An 18158-nucleotide genomic window follows, 5' to 3' on the forward strand; every position below is an offset into this window, starting at 1 on the left:
GTGGACGTGCGTATCCTTGCCATCGACACAGCGCTGGATACCTGCGCCGCCTGCGTCACGACGGAGGATTCCGAGGCGCCGCTCTCTGCCGAGGCGCTGCCGATGGCGCGAGGCCACGCCGAATCGCTGCTCCCGTTGATCGAGCGGGTCATCGCCCGGGTCGAAGGCGGCTTCGAGGCGATCGACCGCGTGGCCGTCACGGTGGGTCCCGGCAGCTACACGGGCCTGCGCGTCGGGCTGTCGGCCGCCCGCGCCATCGGGCTCTCTACGGGAAAGCCGGTCGTCGGCGTCGGCACGCTGTCGGCCCTCCTGGCGCCGCTCCTGACCGAGACGGCGGAAGGTATGATCGCCGCGGTGATCGATGCCCGGCACGGTGCGGTCTACGTCCAGGCCCTGGGGGCCGGCGACGGGCTCGCCCCCGCCCATCTCGCCGTCGAGGCGGCGGCCGAGCGCCTCGGCACCGGACCCATTCTCCTGACCGGCTCGGGGGCGCCGCTCCTGGCGGCCGCACTGGCCGAGCGCGGCATCGATGCCAAAATCGCCGGCATCGCGGGTCCCGACATCGCGTCGGTCGCCTCCCTGGGCCTCCTGGCCGATCCGGCTCAGGCCTTGCCGCGCCCCCTCTATCTGCGCGGCCCCGATGCCCGGCCCCAGGGCCATGCGCGGATCGCCCGGCAATGACGCGCCCCGCCCCCTTCTGGCCTTTCGACTGGTGGTTCGCGTGGTGGGACGCGCTGACGCCCGAGCCCTACGTCGCCCCGCTGACCGATGCGTCGCAGGCCCCGGCGCTGGCCCGCCTCCACGCCACCGCCTTCGCGCGCCCCTGGGACGCGCACGAGTTCGAGCGCATGCTCTGCGAGCGCTCGACCCAGGCCCACGGCCTGTGGCGCGCCGGAACGCTCCAGGGTTTCGTGCTCTCGCGCCGGGCGGCCGACGAGGCCGAGATCCTCACCGTGGTGCTCTCTCCGGCGCTCCGCGGTGGCGGTCACAGCCGCAAGTTCCTGCGCGAGCACCTGTCCAGCCTTGCGCGGGCCGGCATCACCCGGGTGCATCTGGAGGTCGACGAGGGCAACGCGCCCGCCCTGAAGCTCTACGCCCGCCACGGGTTCCGACAGGTCGGGGCGCGCACCGGCTATTACCTCAAGGCCGACGGCAGCCGGGCGACCGCGCTGACGATGAGCGCCGACCTGTAGCGCCGTGAGCCGCTTCGGCATCGCTTGGCGCGGCGCGGCGCTTGCCCTCGCACTCGCGATCCTGGCGCCGCCGCACTGGATCGCCCTGCGGGTCCTCGGCCGCCGCGCCGGTCTGGCGCCGCTGCTGTTTCACCGGGTGTTCCTGCGCCTGTTCTCGGTGCGGGTGACGCAGAGCGGGACCCCACCGGCTCCCGGCGAAGCCGCCCTCGTGCTGGCCAATCACGTCTCCTGGCTCGACATCATCGCGATCGGATCGCTGCGCCCGCTCTCCTTCGTGGCCAAGTCTGAGATCGCCGGGTGGCCGGTGATCAGCTCCCTCGCGGGTCTGCAGCGCACGATCTACATCGACCGGCGACGGCGCGCGGCCACCGGTGCGGTCAGCTCCGCGATCGGTCACCGCCTGGCCGGGGGCGAGCTAGTGGTGCTGTTCGCCGAGGGAACGACGAGCGACGGCACCCGCCTCCTCCCGTTCCGATCCTCCCTGGTCGGCGCGGCGCGGGCCGCCCTGCAGGCCGAGGCCGGGTCCGGGCGGGTCCGCCTCCAGCCGCTCGCAATCAGCTATCCACATCGCAACGGCCTGCCGGTGACACGCTCCGAGCGCGTCGAGATCGCGTGGTATGGCGACATGGAACTCGCCCCGCATCTCTCCGACTTCCTGCGCGGCGGCCCCGTGGACGTGCACGTCGTCTGGGGCAGCCCGATCGCCTTCGAAGCGAGTACCGACCGGAAGGTCGCCACGGCGGCCGCCGAAGCCGAGGTCCGTGCCGCCCTGCGGGGCGTCGGCGCGGGACGGGGTCCGAGCGCGCCCGCGACGGCTGTGCGGCCGACCTCGCCCGGCGTCGGCCTGCGTGAGCCCGAGATGGCCGAGGTCTGACGCCTCAGGTCCGTCTTCGCGCGGACGGAACAGCCGTTCGGCGGCCCGGCACCGTTCGGTCGCGCAGCGCGCCGCCTGCGGGCGGGGACTTCCGGACTCGGATCGCGGCAGAAGTTGGCGACGCGCCCGCCGACGCGGGCGTCACCCGGGACATCGTCTCCGCCGCGCGGCGGCTTCGGACATGACCGGGATGTGGTTCTGGCTTTTCGCCGAAGATCTATCCGTAGAAATGACCTCAGAATACATGATGCGACAGATTGAGCGGGCTGAATCTCTCTGCTAGCTAGGCCGCAATCCGTATCAGCCGGAATTTTTTGGGAGACGCCCGTTGCAAACCTGGAATCAGGTTTACGATCCGTTCGGGAGCGCTTGGCTCTCGACGCTCGCCGCCTCAGTGCCGGTCATCGCACTGCTCGTCATGATCGCCAGCGGGCGCGTGCAGGCCCATATCGCGGCCATCATCGCCCTCGGCCTCGCCATGCTGGTCGCCATCGTGGGCTTCGGCATGCCCACCGATCTCGCCACCCGCGCGGCGCTCCTCGGGGTGGTCACGGGCTTCTTCCCGATCGGCTGGATCATCCTCAACGTGATCTTCCTCTACCGGCTGACGGTTGAGAAAGGCTGGTTCGCGATCCTGCAGCAATCGGTCGCCGGGATCACGGCCGACCGGCGCCTGCAGCTCCTGCTGGTGGCTTTCGCGTTCGGCGCCTTCTTCGAGGGCGCGGGCGGGTTCGGCACGCCGGTCGCCGTCACCGGCGCGATCCTGATCGGGCTGGGCTTCTCGCCGCTCGCCGCCTCGGGCCTGTCACTGATCGCCAACACCGCCCCCGTCGCCTTCGGCGCGCTGGGCGCCCCGATTCAGGGTCTCGCCTCCGTCACCGGATATCCGCCGGAGATCCTCGGCGCGATGATCGGCCGGCAGCTGCCGCTCTTCTCGCTGATCGTGCCGTTCTGGCTGATCTGGGTCTTCGCCGGCTTCCGCGGCATGATCCGGGTGTGGCCGCCGATCCTGGTCTGCGGCGCCTCCTTCGCGGTCGCGCAGTTCCTGATCTCGAACTACGTGAACCCCTGGATCGTCGATATCGGCGCCTCGCTCGCCTCGATGCTCGCCCTCGTGCTGTTCCTGAAGGTGTGGCAGCCCAAGGAGATCTGGACGTCGCCGGCTCTGCGCGGCCACGATCCGTCGCTCGCCGTGGCCGGTCCCCGTCCGGTGGCGCTCGGCGCCGGCGTCCCCGGCTCACCCCCGGTCCATACCGGCGCGCGCACCGCCACGCAGGGCGAGATCCTGATGGCCTGGGTGCCGTGGATCATTCTCTCGATCATCGTGGCGATCTGGGGAACCGGCTGGTTCAAGGGCATCGTGAACCCGCTCTTCACCTGGAAGTACGAGGTGCCGGGCCTTCACAACGTGATCATGAAGGTGCCGCCGGTGGTGGCGAAGCCCATCCCGGAAGGCGCGGTCTTCCTGTTCACCTACATGTCGTACACCGGCACGGGGGTGCTGATCGCCGCGATCATCTCCGGCCTGATCATGCGCTTCTCGCCGCTGCGCCTCGTCTCGGCCTATTTCGAGACGATCTGGGCCCTGCGCTACTCGCTGATCACCATCGCGGCGATGCTCGCGCTCGGCGTCCTCACCCGCTACGCGGGCGTCGACGCCACGCTCGGCCTCGCCTTCGCGGGCACCGGCATCCTCTACCCGTTCTTCGGGACGCTGCTCGGCTGGCTCGGCGTGGCGCTTACGGGATCGGACACGGCCTCGAACGTCCTGTTCGGCGGCCTGCAGCGGATCACCTCCGAGCAGCTCGGCCTGCCGGGCGTGCTGATGGCGGCTGCGAACTCGTCGGGTGGCGTGATGGGCAAGATGGTCGACGCGCAGTCGATCGTCGTCGCCTCGACGGCCACCGGCTATTTCGGCCAGGAAGGCAAGATCCTGCGCTTCGTGTTCTGGCACTCGATCGCGCTCGCCTGCCTCGTCGGCCTGTTCGTGATGCTGCAGGCCTACGTGCCGTTCTTCCAGCAGATGGTGGTGGACGTGCCCGCCGCGGTGCCGGCCGCGCACTGAGACGGCCGGCGCTTTGCGCCGCCTCGATCGTTCACCGGCCGCCTACGGGCGGCCGGTTGCGTTTCGGCGCCGCGACGGCCCGCGCGATCCGTGCTACAGGCCTCGCGCCGGCCCGCCCGCACGGGGCGGGCGCGAGGATTTGAGCGGATTGGTTCGGGACGGCGCACGTTGAAGAAGGCTTTCGTCAAATCCTACGGCTGCCAGATGAACGCCTACGACGCGGCCCGCATGGCCGACGTGCTCGGCGCTGAAGGCTACGCGGCGACCGACACGGTCGAGGACGCGGACATCGTCGTCCTCAACACCTGCCACATCCGCGAGAAGGCCGCCGAGAAGGTCTATTCCGAACTCGGGCGCCTGCGCGTCCTCAAGGGCGAGAGGAAAGCACAAGGCCTCGACACGCGTATCGTCGTGGCCGGCTGCGTCGCGCAGGCCGAGGGCGCCGAGATCCAGGCGCGCCAGCCCGCCGTCGACGTGGTGGTCGGACCCCAGAACTATCACCGCCTGCCGGATCTCCTGGCCCGGTCCCGCGAGCGCCGCGTGGTCGACACTGAGTTTCCCGTCGAGGACAAATTCGACCACCTGCCCCGGCGGCGGACGCTCGGCGCCTCGGCCTTCCTCACCGTGCAGGAGGGCTGCGATAAGTTCTGCGCGTTCTGCGTGGTGCCGTATACCCGCGGCGCCGAGGTGTCGCGGCCCGTGGCGGCGGTGCTCGCCGAGGCCGAGAAACTCGCCGAGGGCGGCGTCCGCGAGATCACGCTCATCGGCCAGAACGTCAATGCCTACCACGGCACCGGCACCGACGGTCCAGTGGCCGGCCTCGCCGAGCTGGTCCGCGCGGTGGCGCGCATCCCCGGCATCGCCCGGATCCGCTACACGACCAGCCACCCGAACGACTTCGACGACGCGCTGATCCGGGCCCATGCCGAGATCCCGGCCCTGATGCCGTACCTGCATCTGCCGGTGCAGGCGGGTTCGGACCGGATCCTCGCCGCCATGAACCGCAAGCACACCGGCGACCAGTACCGGCGCCTGATCGACCGCGTGCGCGCAGCCCGACCCGATATCGCCCTCTCATCCGATTTTATCGTCGGCTTTCCGGGAGAGACCGACGCGGATTTCGGCGAGACCCTGCGCCTGGTGCGCGATGTCGGCTTCGAGAGCGCGTTCTCATTCAAGTACAGCCCCCGCCCCGGTACGCCGGCCGCGGACCGCACCGACCAAGTGCCGGAGTCCGTGATGGCGGCGCGGCTCGCCGAACTCCAGGCGCTCCTCGATAGCCAGCGCTACGCCTATCAGCGGGCGGCCGAGGGGCGGACCTTCGACGTGCTGGTGGAGAAGCCCGGGCGGCGTCCGGGCCAGGTCGCGGGCAAGACGCCGCACCTCCTCGCCGTGCAGTTCGACGCGGCGGCTCACCATATCGGCTCCGTGGTCAGGGTACGCATCACCGAGGCGGGAACGAACAGCCTGTTCGGGCAGCTGGTCTCGGAGGCTGCGGCGGCATGAGGCATGTGCGAGGATGACGGCTTGAGCGCATCGGACGGGGCGGGCGCGCGCGGCGCCCTGCGGGGTCGTGGACCGGCGGCGCGGCCTGCCGGATCGGACGAGGCGGTCGAGGTGCCGCTGACCTTCGACGACAACCGGCTCGCGAGCCTCGTCTTCGGCCAGTACGACCAGAACGTCGCCCATATCGAGCGGCGCCTGGAGGTCACCGCCACGGCGCTCGGCAATCATCTCGTCATCAAGGGGCCGCCCGACGCCGTCGAGACGGCGCGGCGGGTCTTCGAGAAGCTCTACGCGCGGGTGCGGACCGGCGGCAGCACCCTCACGCTCGGTGATGTCGACGGCGCGATACGCGAGGCAACCGCCCAGGCGACGCTGTTTCCGGCCGAGGCGATCGCGGCCGAGGCCGACAAGCCGCATTTCGAACAGATCGCGACCCGCAAGCGTGGGGCCGTGCGGGCGCGCAATCCCGCGCAGGACGCCTACATCAAGCTGCTGCGCTCCAACGAGCTGGTCTTCGCCGAGGGGCCCGCCGGAACCGGCAAGACCTGGCTCGCGGTCGGGCACGCGGTGTCGCTGCTCGAGCAGGGCCACGCGGAGCGGCTCATCCTGTCGCGGCCCGCCGTCGAGGCCGGCGAGCGCCTGGGCTTCCTGCCGGGCGACATGCGCGAGAAGGTCGATCCGTATCTCCGGCCGATCTACGACGCCCTCTACGACTTCATGGAAGCGCGGCACGTCGACCGCGGCCTCCAGACCGGCATGATCGAGATCGCGCCGCTGGCGTTCATGCGCGGTCGCACCCTCACCAACGCGGTGGTGCTGCTCGACGAGGCGCAGAATACCACCTCCATGCAGATGAAGATGTTCCTCACCCGGCTGGGCGAGGGCTCGCGCATGATCATCACCGGCGATCCCAGCCAGATCGATCTGCCCCCGGGCCAGAAGTCCGGGCTGGTCGAGGCGGTCAACGTGCTGGACGGGGTCGAGGGCATCGGGCGCGTGCGGTTCAAGGACGTCGACGTGGTGCGCCACGACCTCGTCCGCCGGATCGTCACCGCCTACGAGCGCGCGGCCCACGGCGACGGCGAGGCCGACCGCAATCCAAACCCCCGGCGGCGGCCTCCGGCGTGAGTGGGGTCCACGAGATCGACGTCGCCGTCGAGGACGAGCGCTGGGAATCCGCGATCCCCGGCCTCGACGCGCATGTCAGGCGCGCTGTCGAGGCGGGTCTCGCGGTCGCCCCCGGGAAGCCCGCCGACCCGGTCGAGGTCAGCATCCTGCTGACGGACGATGCCGCCGTGCAGGAACTCAATCGGACGTGGCGCGGCAAGGACAAGCCCACCAACGTCCTGTCCTTCCCGGCGCCTCCGCAACCGCCGCGGGCCGGCGCGGCCGTTCCGCTCGGCGACGTGGTCCTTGCTTACGAGACCCTGGTGCGCGAGAGTGCCGAGCAGTCGAAGCCGCTCCAGAATCACCTCGCGCACCTCCTCGTCCATGGCACCCTGCATTGTCTCGGTCAGGACCACGAGATCGGCGAGGCCGAGGCTGACGTCATGGAAGCCCTCGAGGTCGCGGCTCTCGCGACCCTGGGCATCCCGGATCCTTATGCCTGAGCGCGCGACGTCCGACCGACCCCAGACCCGAGAGACATGAGCAACGATCGAAGTCGCGGCGCGGCCCTGGCCGCGCCCAGTTCCACCGAGGGCGAATCCCAGAACCGGGAGCCCTGGTACGACCGCCTTCTCCAGGCGCTTCACCTCAAGCCGCGCGACTCGCTGCGCGAGGGACTTGAGGAAGCGCTGGCGGAGCCGGATGCCGGCGAGAGCGGCCTGACCCCGCTCGAGCGCATCATGCTCAAGAACGTCCTCGGCCTGCACAAGGTGCGCGTCGACGACGTCATGATCCCCCGGGCCGACATCGTCGCCGTCTCGAACGACACGAGCCTCGGCGACCTGCTCAAGCTGTTCCGCACCGCCGGTCATTCCCGGTTGCCGGTCTACGGCGAGACGCTCGACGATCCCCGCGGCATGGTCCACATCCGCGACCTCGTCGACCACATCGCCGCCAAGGCCGAACCGGCCCGGCGCTCCGCTCCGGCCGTGGCGAAGCCCGTCGACCCGACCGTCGACGGCGTGGCGGAGGCCCCGGTCGCGCCGCGCGTGCGCCGGCCGGCGGCCCGCCTGCCGCGAGGTCTGGACCTCGGCAAGGTCGACCTGACCCCGACCCTGGCGGCCGCGCGCATCCAGCGTCCGGTCCTGTTCGTGCCACCGTCCATGCCGGCGATCGACCTGCTGGTCCGGATGCAGGCGACGCGGACCCACATGGCGCTCGTCATCGACGAGTACGGCGGGACCGACGGCCTGATCTCCATCGAGGACCTGATCGAGGTGGTGGTCGGCGATATCGAGGACGAGCACGACGTCGCGGAGGATAAGCACGTCCAGCGCGTCGACGGCGAGGACGAGGTCTTCGTGGCCGACGCGCGCACGCCCCTGGCCGAAATATCGGAGGCGACCGGTGTCGACCTCGCCGCGGCGGTCGGCGAGATGGCCGAGGAGATCGACACGCTGGGCGGCATGATCGTCACGCTGGCCGGGCGCGTCCCCTCGCGGGGCGAACTGATCGCCGGCCCCGGAAACCTCGAATTCGAGGTGCTCGACGCCGACCCCCGACGCCTGAAGCGCCTGCGCTTCCACAAGGGTGCGGCGCGAATCGGCACCGTGGTTCCGCTCGCCCTGCCTCCGCCCTCAAGCAGCCCGACCAGCGAGACGCCGCACCCGTGACGGTCCCGGCGTGATTCGTCTGGTGGACGGCTTCGCCCGGGCCTCCTCGGCGGCCGGCGCGCCCATGCGCGGCCCCGTGGGCGGTCCCATAGACGATCCGGCCCGCGCCGCAGGGCCGGGCGCCGTCTCGGCGATCCAGCGCCTGACGGGATGGCGCCGCCTCGGGCTGGCGTGGCTCGCGGGCGCGCTGGGTGCGCTGGCCATGCCGCCTTACGGCATCCTGCCGGCCCTGGCCGTATCCCTCGCGATCGCTGTCTGGCTCCAGGATGGCGCCGTCTCCGGACGGACCACGCTCGGGCGCTTCCGACCCTGCTTCCTGCTCGGCTGGGCCTGGGGCTTCGGCTATCTCACGGCCGGCCTGTGGTGGCTCGGCCAAGCCTTCCTGGTGGAGGCCGACGAATTCCTCTGGGCCCTGCCGCTGGGGGTGATCGGCCTGCCCTTCGCGCTCGGCCTGTTCTACGGCGCAGGGTTCGGCGCCGCGGGCCTGCTGTGGGGACGAGGTCCCGCGCGCATCGCCGCCCTGGCCTTCGGTCTGGGCGCCGCCGAGTGGCTGCGCGGCCACGTGTTCACGGGCTTTCCCTGGAACAGCCTCGGCATGGCGCTGGCCCAGAACCTCTGGCTGATGCAGGGGGCCGCGGTGATCGGCCTCTACGGCCTCACGATCCTCGCGGTGCTGATCTGCGCCGCACCCGCGACGCTCGCCACCGGCTCGCATCCGCGCAGCCGATTCGGTCTGAGTGCCGCCGCCGCCATCGTGCTCGTCGGCATGGCCCTCTACGGCGCCGGGCGCCTCGGGCCGCCGGATCCGGTGGTGACGGGGGTGCGCCTGCGCCTCGTGCAGCCGAACCTGCCGCAGGACGCGAAGTTCAGGCCGGAGAACCGGGCCGACATCGTCGACCGCTACATCGAGCTGAGCCAGCGCCCGGTGGAGGCCGGGGAGCCCCCGCCGACCCATATCGTCTGGCCGGAATCGGCCTTCCCGTTCCTGATCCAGCGCGACCCCGACGCCCTCGCCCGGGTCGCGGCCGGGCTGAAGGCGGGGCAGCACCTCATCACCGGGGCGGCCCGTGCCGAGGAGCCCCTGCCGGGCGAACGCCTGCGCTACTTCAACGCCGTCATGGTGATCGGGTCCGACGGCGTGATCTCCGACAGCTACGACAAGGTCCACCTCGTCCCGTTCGGCGAGTACCTGCCCGCGCCCCTCGACGCGGCCCTGCGGGCGCTGGGCCTGCGGCAGTTCGTGGCGATACCCGGCGGCTTCTCCGCGGGCGCTCTGGCGGCGAAGCGGATACTGACGGTACCCGGTCTGCCGCCGACCGCGGCGACCATCTGCTACGAGGCGATCTTTCCGGGGGCAATCCTGCCCGCCGGACCGCAGTCCGCCGGGCTGATCCTGAACGTCACCAACGACGCCTGGTTCGGCGACACCCCTGGCCCCCGCCAGCACCTGGCGCAGGCACGTCTGCGTGCCGTCGAGGAGGGCTTGCCGCTCGTGCGCGACGCCAACACCGGCATCTCCGCGGTGATCGACCCGCACGGCCGGATCGTCGCACGCACGCCCCTCGATCAGGAGACCTGGCTCGACGCCGACCTGCCGGCTCGGATCATCGGCGGTACGCTCTACGGCCAATTCGGCGACGCGGCCTTCGCGCTGATGCTCGCCGCCTGCCTCGGAGGCGCTGTGATGGCGCGACGGCCGTGAGCGCGGGTCGTGCAACCCCGAGCCGCCTGCTCCTCGGGCTCGCGCTGATGCTCGTGGCGTTCAACCTGCGCCCGGCCCTCAGCACGGTCGGCCCCCTGCTGGCGACCATCCGCGACGGCACCGGCCTGGGCGCCGGCGGAGCCGCGATCCTCACCACGCTGCCGGTCCTGTGCCTCGGCATGGCCTGCGCGTTGGCCGCGCCGCTGATCCGGCGGATCGGACCCGATCTCGCGGTGCTGGCCGGCTCGACGATCCTGGCGGCAGGCCTGACGCTCCGCGGCTTGGGCGGCCTCGTGCCGCTCTTCGCCGGGACCGCCCTCGCCGCCATCGGCATCGGCCTCGACAACGTCCTGCTGCCGGCCCTGGTCAAGCGCGACTTCTCCGGCAGCGGCGGCCTGATGACCGGCCTCTACACCATGACCCTCTGCCTCGGCGCCGCCGCCGGGGCGGGCGCGGCGGTGCCCGTCGAGCACGCCCTCGACGGCGGGTGGCCCTCGGCCCTCGCGATCTGGGCATTGCCGGCTTTGGCCGCGGCCTTCCTGTGGGTCCCCTTCGCCCGCCGGAAAACGTCGACGGCGGCGCCCTCCGCCGGACGTCTGCTCCGCAGCCCGCTGGCCTGGTGGGTGACGGGCTTCATGGGCCTGCAATCGTCGCTCGCCTACATCCTCTTCGGCTGGCTGCCCCTGCTCCTGCAGGGCCGCGGGCTCTCGCCCCTGGATGCCGGGCTGTATGCCTCCCTGACGACGCTGGTGCAGGCGCCGGGCGCCCTCCTGACTGCCATGCTGGCCGCCCGCAGGCCGGATCAGCGGGCGTGGATCGTCGCCATCCCGGGTTTTACCGCGGCGGCCTTCCTCGTCCTCGCCTTCGGGGCTGATGCGCTGCGCATCCCAGCCGCCTGCGCCCTCGGGTTCGGCGTCGGCGGGTGCTTCGGGCTGGGTCTCACCCTGATCGTGCTGCGTGCCGCCGATGCGGCGAGCGCCGCCGGCCTGTCCGCCATGGCGCAGGGAATCGGCTATACGGGGGCCTGCCTGGGCCCGCTGATCTTCGGCCTCGCCCATGAGGCGACGGGCGGATGGGGTGTGCCGGGGGCGATGTTCGTCGGCATCGCCACCTCCGCGATCCTGATCGGCCTCGCCGCCGGCCGGGACCGCAAGGTCAGCGTCGCAGAACCGGAGGCGCGGGGCGAGGTTGCCCGGCCTGTCGCATCGACCCCCTGACCGGGCGCCGGTGCGTCCTCCGATACTCGGCGGGACAACCGTGGAAAATCGCTCCGGCGAGGGCGGAGCGCCGCTTCATGTGCTTCATCCGTGTCATCCCGCGGCTTAGGCCGGAACGCGGATACGTCCTCGACGGGTGCCGACCCGCGCGCACCCTTACTCAGAGCAATCGCGCGCGACGGCGGATCGACTCGGCCGCACCGTGCCGGGGTGACACGCATCGCAGAGATCGAAAGGCCGAGAATCCGCCTGGCCGCGGCCACGCTGCTCGCGGTGACGCTGATTGCGACGGGCGTCGAGGCCCGGGGGGCGGCGTCTACAGCGGTATGCGGGGCGGGGCGTGGGGCAGACCGATGGTACTCCTGAGGCCCGCAGGGCCTTTCATCGGGCGCGGCTTCCGGCGCGGCTTCGCGTAGCGGCCCCCCTATCATCGGCATTCTCGAGCCGGGCGCCAGTGGGGCTGCGGGTTCGGGCTCGGCGGCTTGGGGTTGGGCCTCGGCGGGGTGTTCGGCGACTGCGCCGACCCCTACGTCTCCGACGACGAGGCGTTCGCCGAAATGCCCGTTCCGGCGCCGGATCGAATCGGTTGGAGCGGCACATCCGCTTTCGGTCGCGGTCTGCGCCCGCCGGTTCAGGACCTACGATCCGGTCACGCGAACCCATGTCGGCAGGGGCTTCATTCGACGCCCCTGTCCCTGTCCGGGTGGAGCGTTCCCCGCCGACATGAACGCCGGTTCGGCGCTGGAGCGCGGCCGTCTCGGTCTTGAGCCATGACCCGCGCGCCACGCGAGCCGAAACGACGCGGGGTGCCCAGCGTCGAAGAAAAGGCCCCGCGGGCGAGAGCCCGCGAGGCCTTTCATCGATCCGTTCAGCGGATGCTTACTCGGCCGCGACCCGGTGCGCCTGCGACCCGTCCGTGAAGGTCTCGGCCTGCAGGCGCTTGCCCGGCGCGGCGCGACCCGGCAGCGGCGGCAGGGCCTTGGCCTTCTCCAGGTCGATGCCCGCACCCTCGGCGACGCGGCGGCCGTAATCCTCGTCGGCATGCCAGAAGTGCCAGACCATCCGCAGCTGGATCGGCTCCGGGCACTGCTTCATGTCGCCCACGAGGTTGGCGATCAGGTCGTCGCGCTCCCAGGTCTCGAAGGAGCGGTAGCGGACGCCCGCCTGGGTGTAGTCGTCCTCCGTGCGCGAGGTCTGGTAGCGGCCGAGATTGCCCTGGACCGGCTGATGATAGTCCTTCGCGGGCTTCGGTGCCTCGCGGAGCCCCTCGGCCAGCGTCGAGGGCTCGTAGTTGATGTGCTTGTTCGGACCGGTGCCGTCGACCCCGTAGGTCATCTGCCCGTCCCGCTGGTTCGAGTAGACCTTCACGCCGGGCTGCGGCGCGTTGATCGGCAGCTGCAGGTAGTTGGCACCGACGCGGTAGCGCTGCGTATCCGAGTAGGACAGCGTCCGGCCCTGGAGCATCTTGTCGTCCGAGAAGTCGATGCCGTCGACCAGGACGCCGGTGCCGAACGCCGATTGCTCGACCTCGGCGAAGAAGTTGTCGGGCACCCGGTCGAGCACCATGCGGCCCACCGGCAGCAGCGGGAACTGATCGACCGGCCACAGCTTCGTGTCGTCCAGAGGATCGAACGACAGGTGGTCGTTCGGGCCGTCCGGCATGATCTGCACGCAGAACTCCCACTCGGGGAAATTGCCGGCCTTGATGTTGTCGTAGAGGTCGCGAGTGGCGTGACCCACGTCCTTGGCCTGGATCTCGGAAGCTTGGCTCGAAGTCAGGTTGCGCACGCCCTGCTTCGGCTCCCAGTGGAACTTGCAGAGCACCGCCTCGCCCTGGTCGTTGACCAGCTTGTAGGTGTTGACGCCCGAGCCTTCCATCTCGCGGTAATTGGCCGGGATGCCCCAGGGCGACTTCAGGTGCGTCACCATGTGGATCGCTTCGGGGTGCTGGGCCACGAAGTCGAAGAAGCGCCAGGCCTCCTGCCGGTTCGTCACCGGATCCGGCTTGAACGCGTGGATCATGTCGGGGAACTTGATCGCGTCGCGGATGAAGAAGACCTTGAGGTTGTTGCCCACGAGGTCCCAGTTGCCGTCGACGGTCTTGAACTTCACCGCGAAGCCGCGCGGGTCACGCTCCGTCTCCGGGCTCTCCTTGGCGCCGGCGACGGTCGAGAAGCGCACGAACATCGGCGTCTTCACGCCGGTCTCGTTCAGCACGCGGGCGCGGGTGTACTTGGAGGCCGGCTCGTCGCCGATCTTGCCGTAAGCCTCGAACCAGCCATGGGCGCCGGCGCCGCGGGCGTGGACCACGCGCTCCGGAATACGCTCGCGATCGAAATGGGTGATCTTCTCGATGAACTGGTAGTTCTCGAGCGTCGCCGGCCCGCGCTCACCGACCGTGCGGGTGCTCTGGTTGTCGCGGACCGGATGGCCCTGGCGGGTGGTCAGGATCGGGCGTTGATCGCTCATGCGTTCCGTTTCTCCGTGGTGCAACGGTTCCGGGGGACAGGCCAGCCTGGAACTGTTCTGTGGAAGGGTTATGGCCCCGGGACGACCCCGAGGCAAATGCATCGTCACAAAGGTTCTGATAGACGCAGCCTATGAATCTGGCTGGTCTGTCCCTGCGCGGTCTCGAATACGTCGCCGCCGTCGCGGATGAAGGGCATTTCGGCCGCGCCGCCGAGCGCTGCAACGTCAGTCAGCCAACGCTCAGCGTGCAGGTGCGCAAACTGGAAACTGCGCTCGGCCTGACATTGTTCGAGCGCTCCAATCGGCGGGTCCTGCTCACCGAGGCCGGTCAGGTCATCGTGCGGCAGTCGCGCGTGGTGCTGGCGGAGGCGCAGCGGCTGCTCGCCCTCGCCAGCGAGGGGCGCGGCGCGCCATTGACGGGACGTCTCGTCCTCGCGGCGATCCAGACTCTCGGGCCGTATCTCTTCCCCCTCGTGCTGCGCCCGCTGCGCGAGCAATACCCGCTGCTGATGCTGTCGCTGTCGGAATCGCGCACGACCGAGATCATCGAGGGTCTGCGCGACGGCCGCATCGATGCGGCCCTCGTCTCGCTGCCGGTGCCGCAGCACGGGCTCTCGGTGGCACCGCTCTTCGTCGAGCCGTTCTGGCTCGCCTGTCCGGCCGAGCACGCCCTCGCCCGCGGCGGCGCCCTGTCGGCGACCGAGATCGCCGGACCGGATCTGCTGCTCCTCGATGAGGGCAATTGCCTGCGCGACCAGACGATCGCGGCCTGCGGCGCCGGCTCGTCGGTCGGGCGACACGCCACGAGCCTGGAGACCCTCCGCTCGATGGTGGCGGCGGGCGCCGGGTACACGCTGCTTCCGGCGCTCGCCGTACCGGCGCATCCCGACCCGAGCGGCCTGATGGTGACCCGGTCGTTCGACGTCGACGGACCCGGACGCACCATCGCGCTGGTCTGGCGGGCCAGCGACCCGCGGGCGGCCGGGTTGGCGAGTTTGGCGGCATTCTTCCGGGCCCATGCGCCGCCGGGTACGGCCGTCTGCCGCGACGAGGACGTGACGGAGGCGTAGCCCAGGGCCGTTGGGCCGGCCACGGCACCAGGGCTGACGGCGTCGCCGGTAACCGCGAACCCTCAACCCTGCCCAATCGGGCGCGCAGCGTCGATCCCGGAATCCGCTGTGTCGAAACTCTGCCGTGACAGCGACAATATTGCGCTATAGCGCGCGCCTCACGCCCGATGGTCCCAGCGGGCCCCTCTTGATCGGTCGCCTTGCCCTCTCTCCGCACCATCGGCCTCTGGGCCGCCCTCATCGCTGCGTCCGCGGCCGTCTCGTACGGCCTGGTGCGCGCGCAGTTTCCGGCCGCGCTGCTGCTCGGGCCGATGATCGGCGCCATCGCGTTCGGGGTCGGCGGATCGCGCCTTCACGTGCCCCGCGCGGCCTTCCAGGCCTCGCAGGCTGCGATCGGTTGCCTCGTGGCACACGCCGTCACCGGGCAGATCGCCCAGACCCTCCTGGAGGACGGACCGCTCATCGTCGCCGTCGTGCTGGTGACGGTCGCGGTCAGCGGCCTCGTCGGCTGGATCCTGACCCGGCTGCGCGTGCTGCCCGGGACGACGGCGGCCTGGGGATCCTCGCCGGGCGGCGCGTCCGCGATGGTGGCGATGGCCGAGGATTTCGGCGCCGACCCGCGTCTGGTCGCCTTCATGCAGTACGTGCGCGTCGCCGCGGTGGTGTTCTCGGCCTCCCTCGCCGCGCGATTCCTGATGGATACCCCCGTCCCGGGGGCCGCCGTCGCGGGATCCGGAGAGGTGACCGGTCCGCTCTCGCTCCTCGCGACCCTGGCGGTCGCCGTGGTCGGTGCCGGCGCAGCCCTGGCGCTGCGGGTCCCGGCCGGCGCGCAGGTCGGCCCGATGGTGCTCGGCAGCCTGCTCCACGCCACCGGCCTCGTCCGCATGGCGCTGCCGGTGCCGCTCCTCGAACTGGCCTATGCCTGCATCGGCATCTACGTGGGCCTGCGGTTCACCCGGGAGACCCTGCGCCTGACCTTCACGGCACTCCCCGGCATCCTGGCGGCGACGTTCTCCGTGATCGCCCTCTGCGCCGCCTGGGGCTGGGGCCTGACCCTGCTGCTGCCGATCGACCTTCTCACCGCCGTCCTCGCCACCAGCCCCGGCGGTCTCGATTCGGTCGCGATCATCGCGGTCGGCTCGAAGGCCGACGTCTCCTTCGTGCTGGCGGTACAGACGCTGCGCCTGTTCGTGGTGCTGCTCACCGGCCCGTTGCTCGCCAAGTGGATCAGCCGCTCCGTTCCGGGGGCGGCCCGATGAACGCCCTCGTTGTCGCCTTCCTCAATTCCTGGCGCGGGCTGCGCCACGGCGCGCGCACCGAGCGGGCGGTGCGGCAGGAACTCGTCCTGCTGGCGCTCGGCGTGCCGGTCGCGCTGCTCCTCGGCCCGACGCTGTGGGTGCGCGTCGCCCTCGTGGTGAGCCTGCTGCTGATGCTGGCGGCCGAATTTCTGAACACCGCTGTCGAGAAGCTCTGCGACCACGTCCATCCGGGTCATCATCCGATGATCGGCACCGTGAAGGACCTCGCCTCCGCCGGCACCTTCATGGCGCAGATGGCGGCCCTGTTGGTGTGGGTGGCGGCGCTGGTGGAGCGGCTGGGCTGATCTGCCTCGCGCCGGCTGCGCTCGCATCCGCGGGCCGGAGGGTCTATCTGGCCGGCATAGCCCTGCACATCCGCCGAGACTCCACACCGTGACGGACTACATCCGCAAGATCCTCACCGCCCGCGTCTACGACGTGGCGATCGAGAGCCCCCTCGATCCGATGCCGCGCCTGACGCAGCGGCTCGGCCGGCCGGTTCTCCTGAAGCGCGAGGATCTGCAGCCGGTCTTCTCGTTCAAGCTGCGCGGCGCCTACAACAAGATGTCGGGCCTGAGCCCCGACCAGATCGCCCGCGGCGTCGTCTGCGCGTCCGCCGGCAATCACGCGCAGGGTGTGGCGCTGGCGGCCGCCAAGCTCGGCGCGCGCGCCGTCATCGTGATGCCGCGCACCACCCCGTCGATCAAGGTCGATGCCTGCCGGGCTCGCGGCGCCGAGGTCGTGCTGCACGGCGACGCCTTCGACGAGGCGCTCGCGCAGGCGAAGATCCTCGAGACCGAGCAGGGCCTGACCTTCCTGCACCCGTTCGACGATCCCGACGTGATCGCCGGCCAGGGGACCATCGGCAAGGAGATCCTGGAGCAGCATACCGGGCCGATCGAGGCGATCTTCGTGCCGGTGGGCGGCGGCGGACTGGCCGCCGGGATCGCCACCTTCGTGAAGTACCTGCGGCCGGGCACCAAGGTGATCGGCGTCGAGCCCGAGGACGCCGCCTGCATGGCCGCTGCGCTCGCCGCCGGCACGCGGGTCAGCCTGCCCTCCGTCGGCCTGTTCGCCGACGGCGTGGCCGTCCGTCAGGCGGGCGAGGAGACGTTCCGGCTCTGCCGCGAGCACCTCGACGAGGTGATTACCGTCGACACCGACGCCATGTGCGCCGCGATCAAGGACATTTTCGACGACACCCGCGCGGTGTCGGAGCCCTCCGGGGCGCTGAGCCTCGCCGGCGCCAAGCTCTACGCCGAACGCGAGGGCGGCGCGGGTACGCTGATCGCGATCTCGTCGGGGGCGAACCTCAACTTCGACCGCCTGCGCCACATCGCCGAGCGCGCCGAGATCGGCGAGCAGCGCGAGGTCCTGCTCGGCGTCACGATCCCCGAGCGGCCCGGTGCCTATCGGGCCTTCATCCAGGCACTCGGGCCGCGCGCCGTCACCGAGTTCAACTACCGGCACGCCCCGGGCTCCGAGGCGCAGATCTTCGTCGGCATCAACGTCGGCGGCGGCAAGCGCGAGAAGCAGGCGCTGATCGGTACGCTGCGCGAGGCCGGCTACCGCGTCCTCGACATGAGCGACAACGAGATGGCCAAGGTCCATGTCCGCTACATGGTCGGCGGCCGGGCCGTGGGCGTGGCGCACGAGCGCCTGTTCCGCTTCCAGTTCCCCGAGCGGCCGGGCGCGCTGATGAAGTTCCTCGAGGCGCTGGGACCGGACTTCGACATCACGCTGTTCCACTACCGCAACCACGGCGCGGATTACGGCCGCGTGCTCGCCGGCATCGCCGTCCCCCCGGGCGAGCGGGCGCGGTTCGACACCGTCATCGAGGCGCTCGGCTACCCGGCCACCGACGAGACCGAGAATCCGAGCTACCGGCTGTTCCTCGACGGCGAGGGTCGCGGAGCGGCGTGAGGTGCCGGCGCGCCCGGGCGTGATGCGGCCAGGGGCCAGGACTCCCGTCGATGCGCCGACC

The 18158-nt window shown here is 71.0% G+C and carries 15 protein-coding genes; 14 read left to right on the forward strand and 1 reads right to left on the reverse strand.

Features of this window, described 5'->3' with window-relative positions; all coding sequences use genetic code 11:
* Positions 1–6 precede the first annotated feature (6 nt).
* The 10 genes from tsaB (at position 7) to MKK82_RS04815 (ending at position 11337) form a co-directional block, all read left to right on the forward strand.
* On the forward strand, positions 7–681 hold the full coding sequence (gene tsaB / locus MKK82_RS04770; RefSeq protein ID WP_238290100.1) for a tRNA (adenosine(37)-N6)-threonylcarbamoyltransferase complex dimerization subunit type 1 TsaB: 675 nt from the start codon (positions 7–9) through the stop codon (positions 679–681).
* On the forward strand, positions 678–1193 hold the full coding sequence (locus MKK82_RS04775; RefSeq protein ID WP_243984793.1) for a GNAT family N-acetyltransferase: 516 nt from the start codon (positions 678–680) through the stop codon (positions 1191–1193). The genes tsaB and MKK82_RS04775 overlap by 4 nt, the downstream gene beginning before the upstream one ends.
* Positions 1194–1197: 4 nt before the next feature.
* Positions 1198–2067, forward strand: coding sequence for a lysophospholipid acyltransferase family protein (locus MKK82_RS04780; protein ID WP_238290102.1), 870 nt, complete (start codon positions 1198–1200; stop codon positions 2065–2067).
* Between the two features lie 328 nt (positions 2068–2395).
* A complete protein-coding gene (locus tag MKK82_RS04785; protein ID WP_238290103.1) occupies positions 2396–4132 on the forward strand; it encodes an L-lactate permease in 1737 nt (578 codons plus the stop codon).
* 168 nt (positions 4133–4300) lie between these two features.
* A complete protein-coding gene (gene miaB, locus MKK82_RS04790) occupies positions 4301–5638 on the forward strand; it encodes a tRNA (N6-isopentenyl adenosine(37)-C2)-methylthiotransferase MiaB (RefSeq protein ID WP_238290104.1) in 1338 nt (445 codons plus the stop codon).
* A gap of 3 nt (positions 5639–5641) precedes the next feature.
* Entirely contained in the window at positions 5642–6766 is a 1125-nt protein-coding gene (locus MKK82_RS04795; RefSeq protein WP_373323353.1) for a PhoH family protein, read from the forward strand.
* Positions 6763–7248, forward strand: a complete 486-nt coding sequence (gene ybeY, locus MKK82_RS04800) for an rRNA maturation RNase YbeY (protein WP_238290107.1) — start codon at positions 6763–6765, stop codon at positions 7246–7248. The genes MKK82_RS04795 and ybeY overlap by 4 nt, the downstream gene beginning before the upstream one ends.
* Positions 7249–7284: 36 nt before the next feature.
* A complete protein-coding gene (locus tag MKK82_RS04805) occupies positions 7285–8418 on the forward strand; it encodes a hemolysin family protein (RefSeq protein ID WP_238290108.1) in 1134 nt (377 codons plus the stop codon).
* 64 nt (positions 8419–8482) lie between these two features.
* On the forward strand, positions 8483–10120 hold the full coding sequence (gene lnt, locus MKK82_RS04810) for an apolipoprotein N-acyltransferase (RefSeq protein WP_279602791.1): 1638 nt from the start codon (positions 8483–8485) through the stop codon (positions 10118–10120).
* Entirely contained in the window at positions 10117–11337 is a 1221-nt protein-coding gene (locus MKK82_RS04815) for an MFS transporter (protein WP_238290110.1), read from the forward strand. Before lnt ends, MKK82_RS04815 begins: the two co-directional genes overlap by 4 nt.
* Positions 11338–12216: 879 nt before the next feature.
* On the opposite strand, the gene MKK82_RS04820 is transcribed toward MKK82_RS04815, so the two are convergent.
* Positions 12217–13806, reverse strand: coding sequence for a catalase (locus MKK82_RS04820; protein ID WP_238290111.1), 1590 nt, complete (start codon positions 13804–13806; stop codon positions 12217–12219).
* A 131-nt stretch (positions 13807–13937) separates the two neighbouring features.
* Between MKK82_RS04820 and MKK82_RS04825 the strand changes: the two genes are divergently transcribed.
* The 4 genes from MKK82_RS04825 to ilvA all read left to right on the forward strand — a co-directional run bounded on the left by MKK82_RS04825 (position 13938) and on the right by ilvA (position 18097).
* The gene (locus tag MKK82_RS04825) at positions 13938–14876 is read left to right on the forward strand and encodes a LysR substrate-binding domain-containing protein (protein ID WP_243984797.1); all 939 of its coding nucleotides are present in this window, start codon (positions 13938–13940) and stop codon (positions 14874–14876) included.
* Positions 14877–15076: 200 nt separating this feature from the next.
* Complete coding sequence (locus MKK82_RS04830) at positions 15077–16135, forward strand: AbrB family transcriptional regulator (RefSeq protein ID WP_238290113.1); 1059 nt, start codon at positions 15077–15079, stop codon at positions 16133–16135.
* Positions 16132–16479 carry a diacylglycerol kinase gene (locus tag MKK82_RS04835; protein ID WP_238290115.1) on the forward strand — a complete coding sequence of 116 codons (348 nt, stop codon included), beginning with the start codon at positions 16132–16134 and terminating at the stop codon, positions 16477–16479. Before MKK82_RS04830 ends, MKK82_RS04835 begins: the two co-directional genes overlap by 4 nt.
* Before the next feature lies 1 nt (position 16480).
* The gene (ilvA, locus tag MKK82_RS04840; RefSeq protein WP_279602793.1) at positions 16481–18097 is read left to right on the forward strand and encodes a threonine ammonia-lyase, biosynthetic; all 1617 of its coding nucleotides are present in this window, start codon (positions 16481–16483) and stop codon (positions 18095–18097) included.
* Positions 18098–18158 lie beyond the last annotated feature (61 nt).

Source organism: Methylobacterium sp. E-046, assembly GCF_022829625.1.
Taxonomy (GTDB): Bacteria; Pseudomonadota; Alphaproteobacteria; order Rhizobiales; family Beijerinckiaceae; genus Methylobacterium; species Methylobacterium longum.

Excerpts from the sequence above, each read along its gene's own strand:
- MKK82_RS04775 (WP_243984793.1), top strand. The coding sequence starts at position 678 with ATGACGCGCCCCGCCCCCTTCTGGCCTTTCGACTGGTGGTTCGCGTGG.
- MKK82_RS04795 (WP_373323353.1), top strand. The coding sequence starts at position 5,642 with ATGTGCGAGGATGACGGCTTGAGCGCATCGGACGGGGCGGGCGCGCGC.
- MKK82_RS04805 (WP_238290108.1), top strand. The coding sequence starts at position 7,285 with ATGAGCAACGATCGAAGTCGCGGCGCGGCCCTGGCCGCGCCCAGTTCC.
- lnt (WP_279602791.1), top strand. The coding sequence starts at position 8,483 with ATGCGCGGCCCCGTGGGCGGTCCCATAGACGATCCGGCCCGCGCCGCA.
- MKK82_RS04820 (WP_238290111.1), bottom strand. The coding sequence starts at position 13,806 with ATGAGCGATCAACGCCCGATCCTGACCACCCGCCAGGGCCATCCGGTC.
- MKK82_RS04825 (WP_243984797.1), top strand. The coding sequence starts at position 13,938 with ATGAATCTGGCTGGTCTGTCCCTGCGCGGTCTCGAATACGTCGCCGCC.
- MKK82_RS04835 (WP_238290115.1), top strand. The coding sequence starts at position 16,132 with ATGAACGCCCTCGTTGTCGCCTTCCTCAATTCCTGGCGCGGGCTGCGC.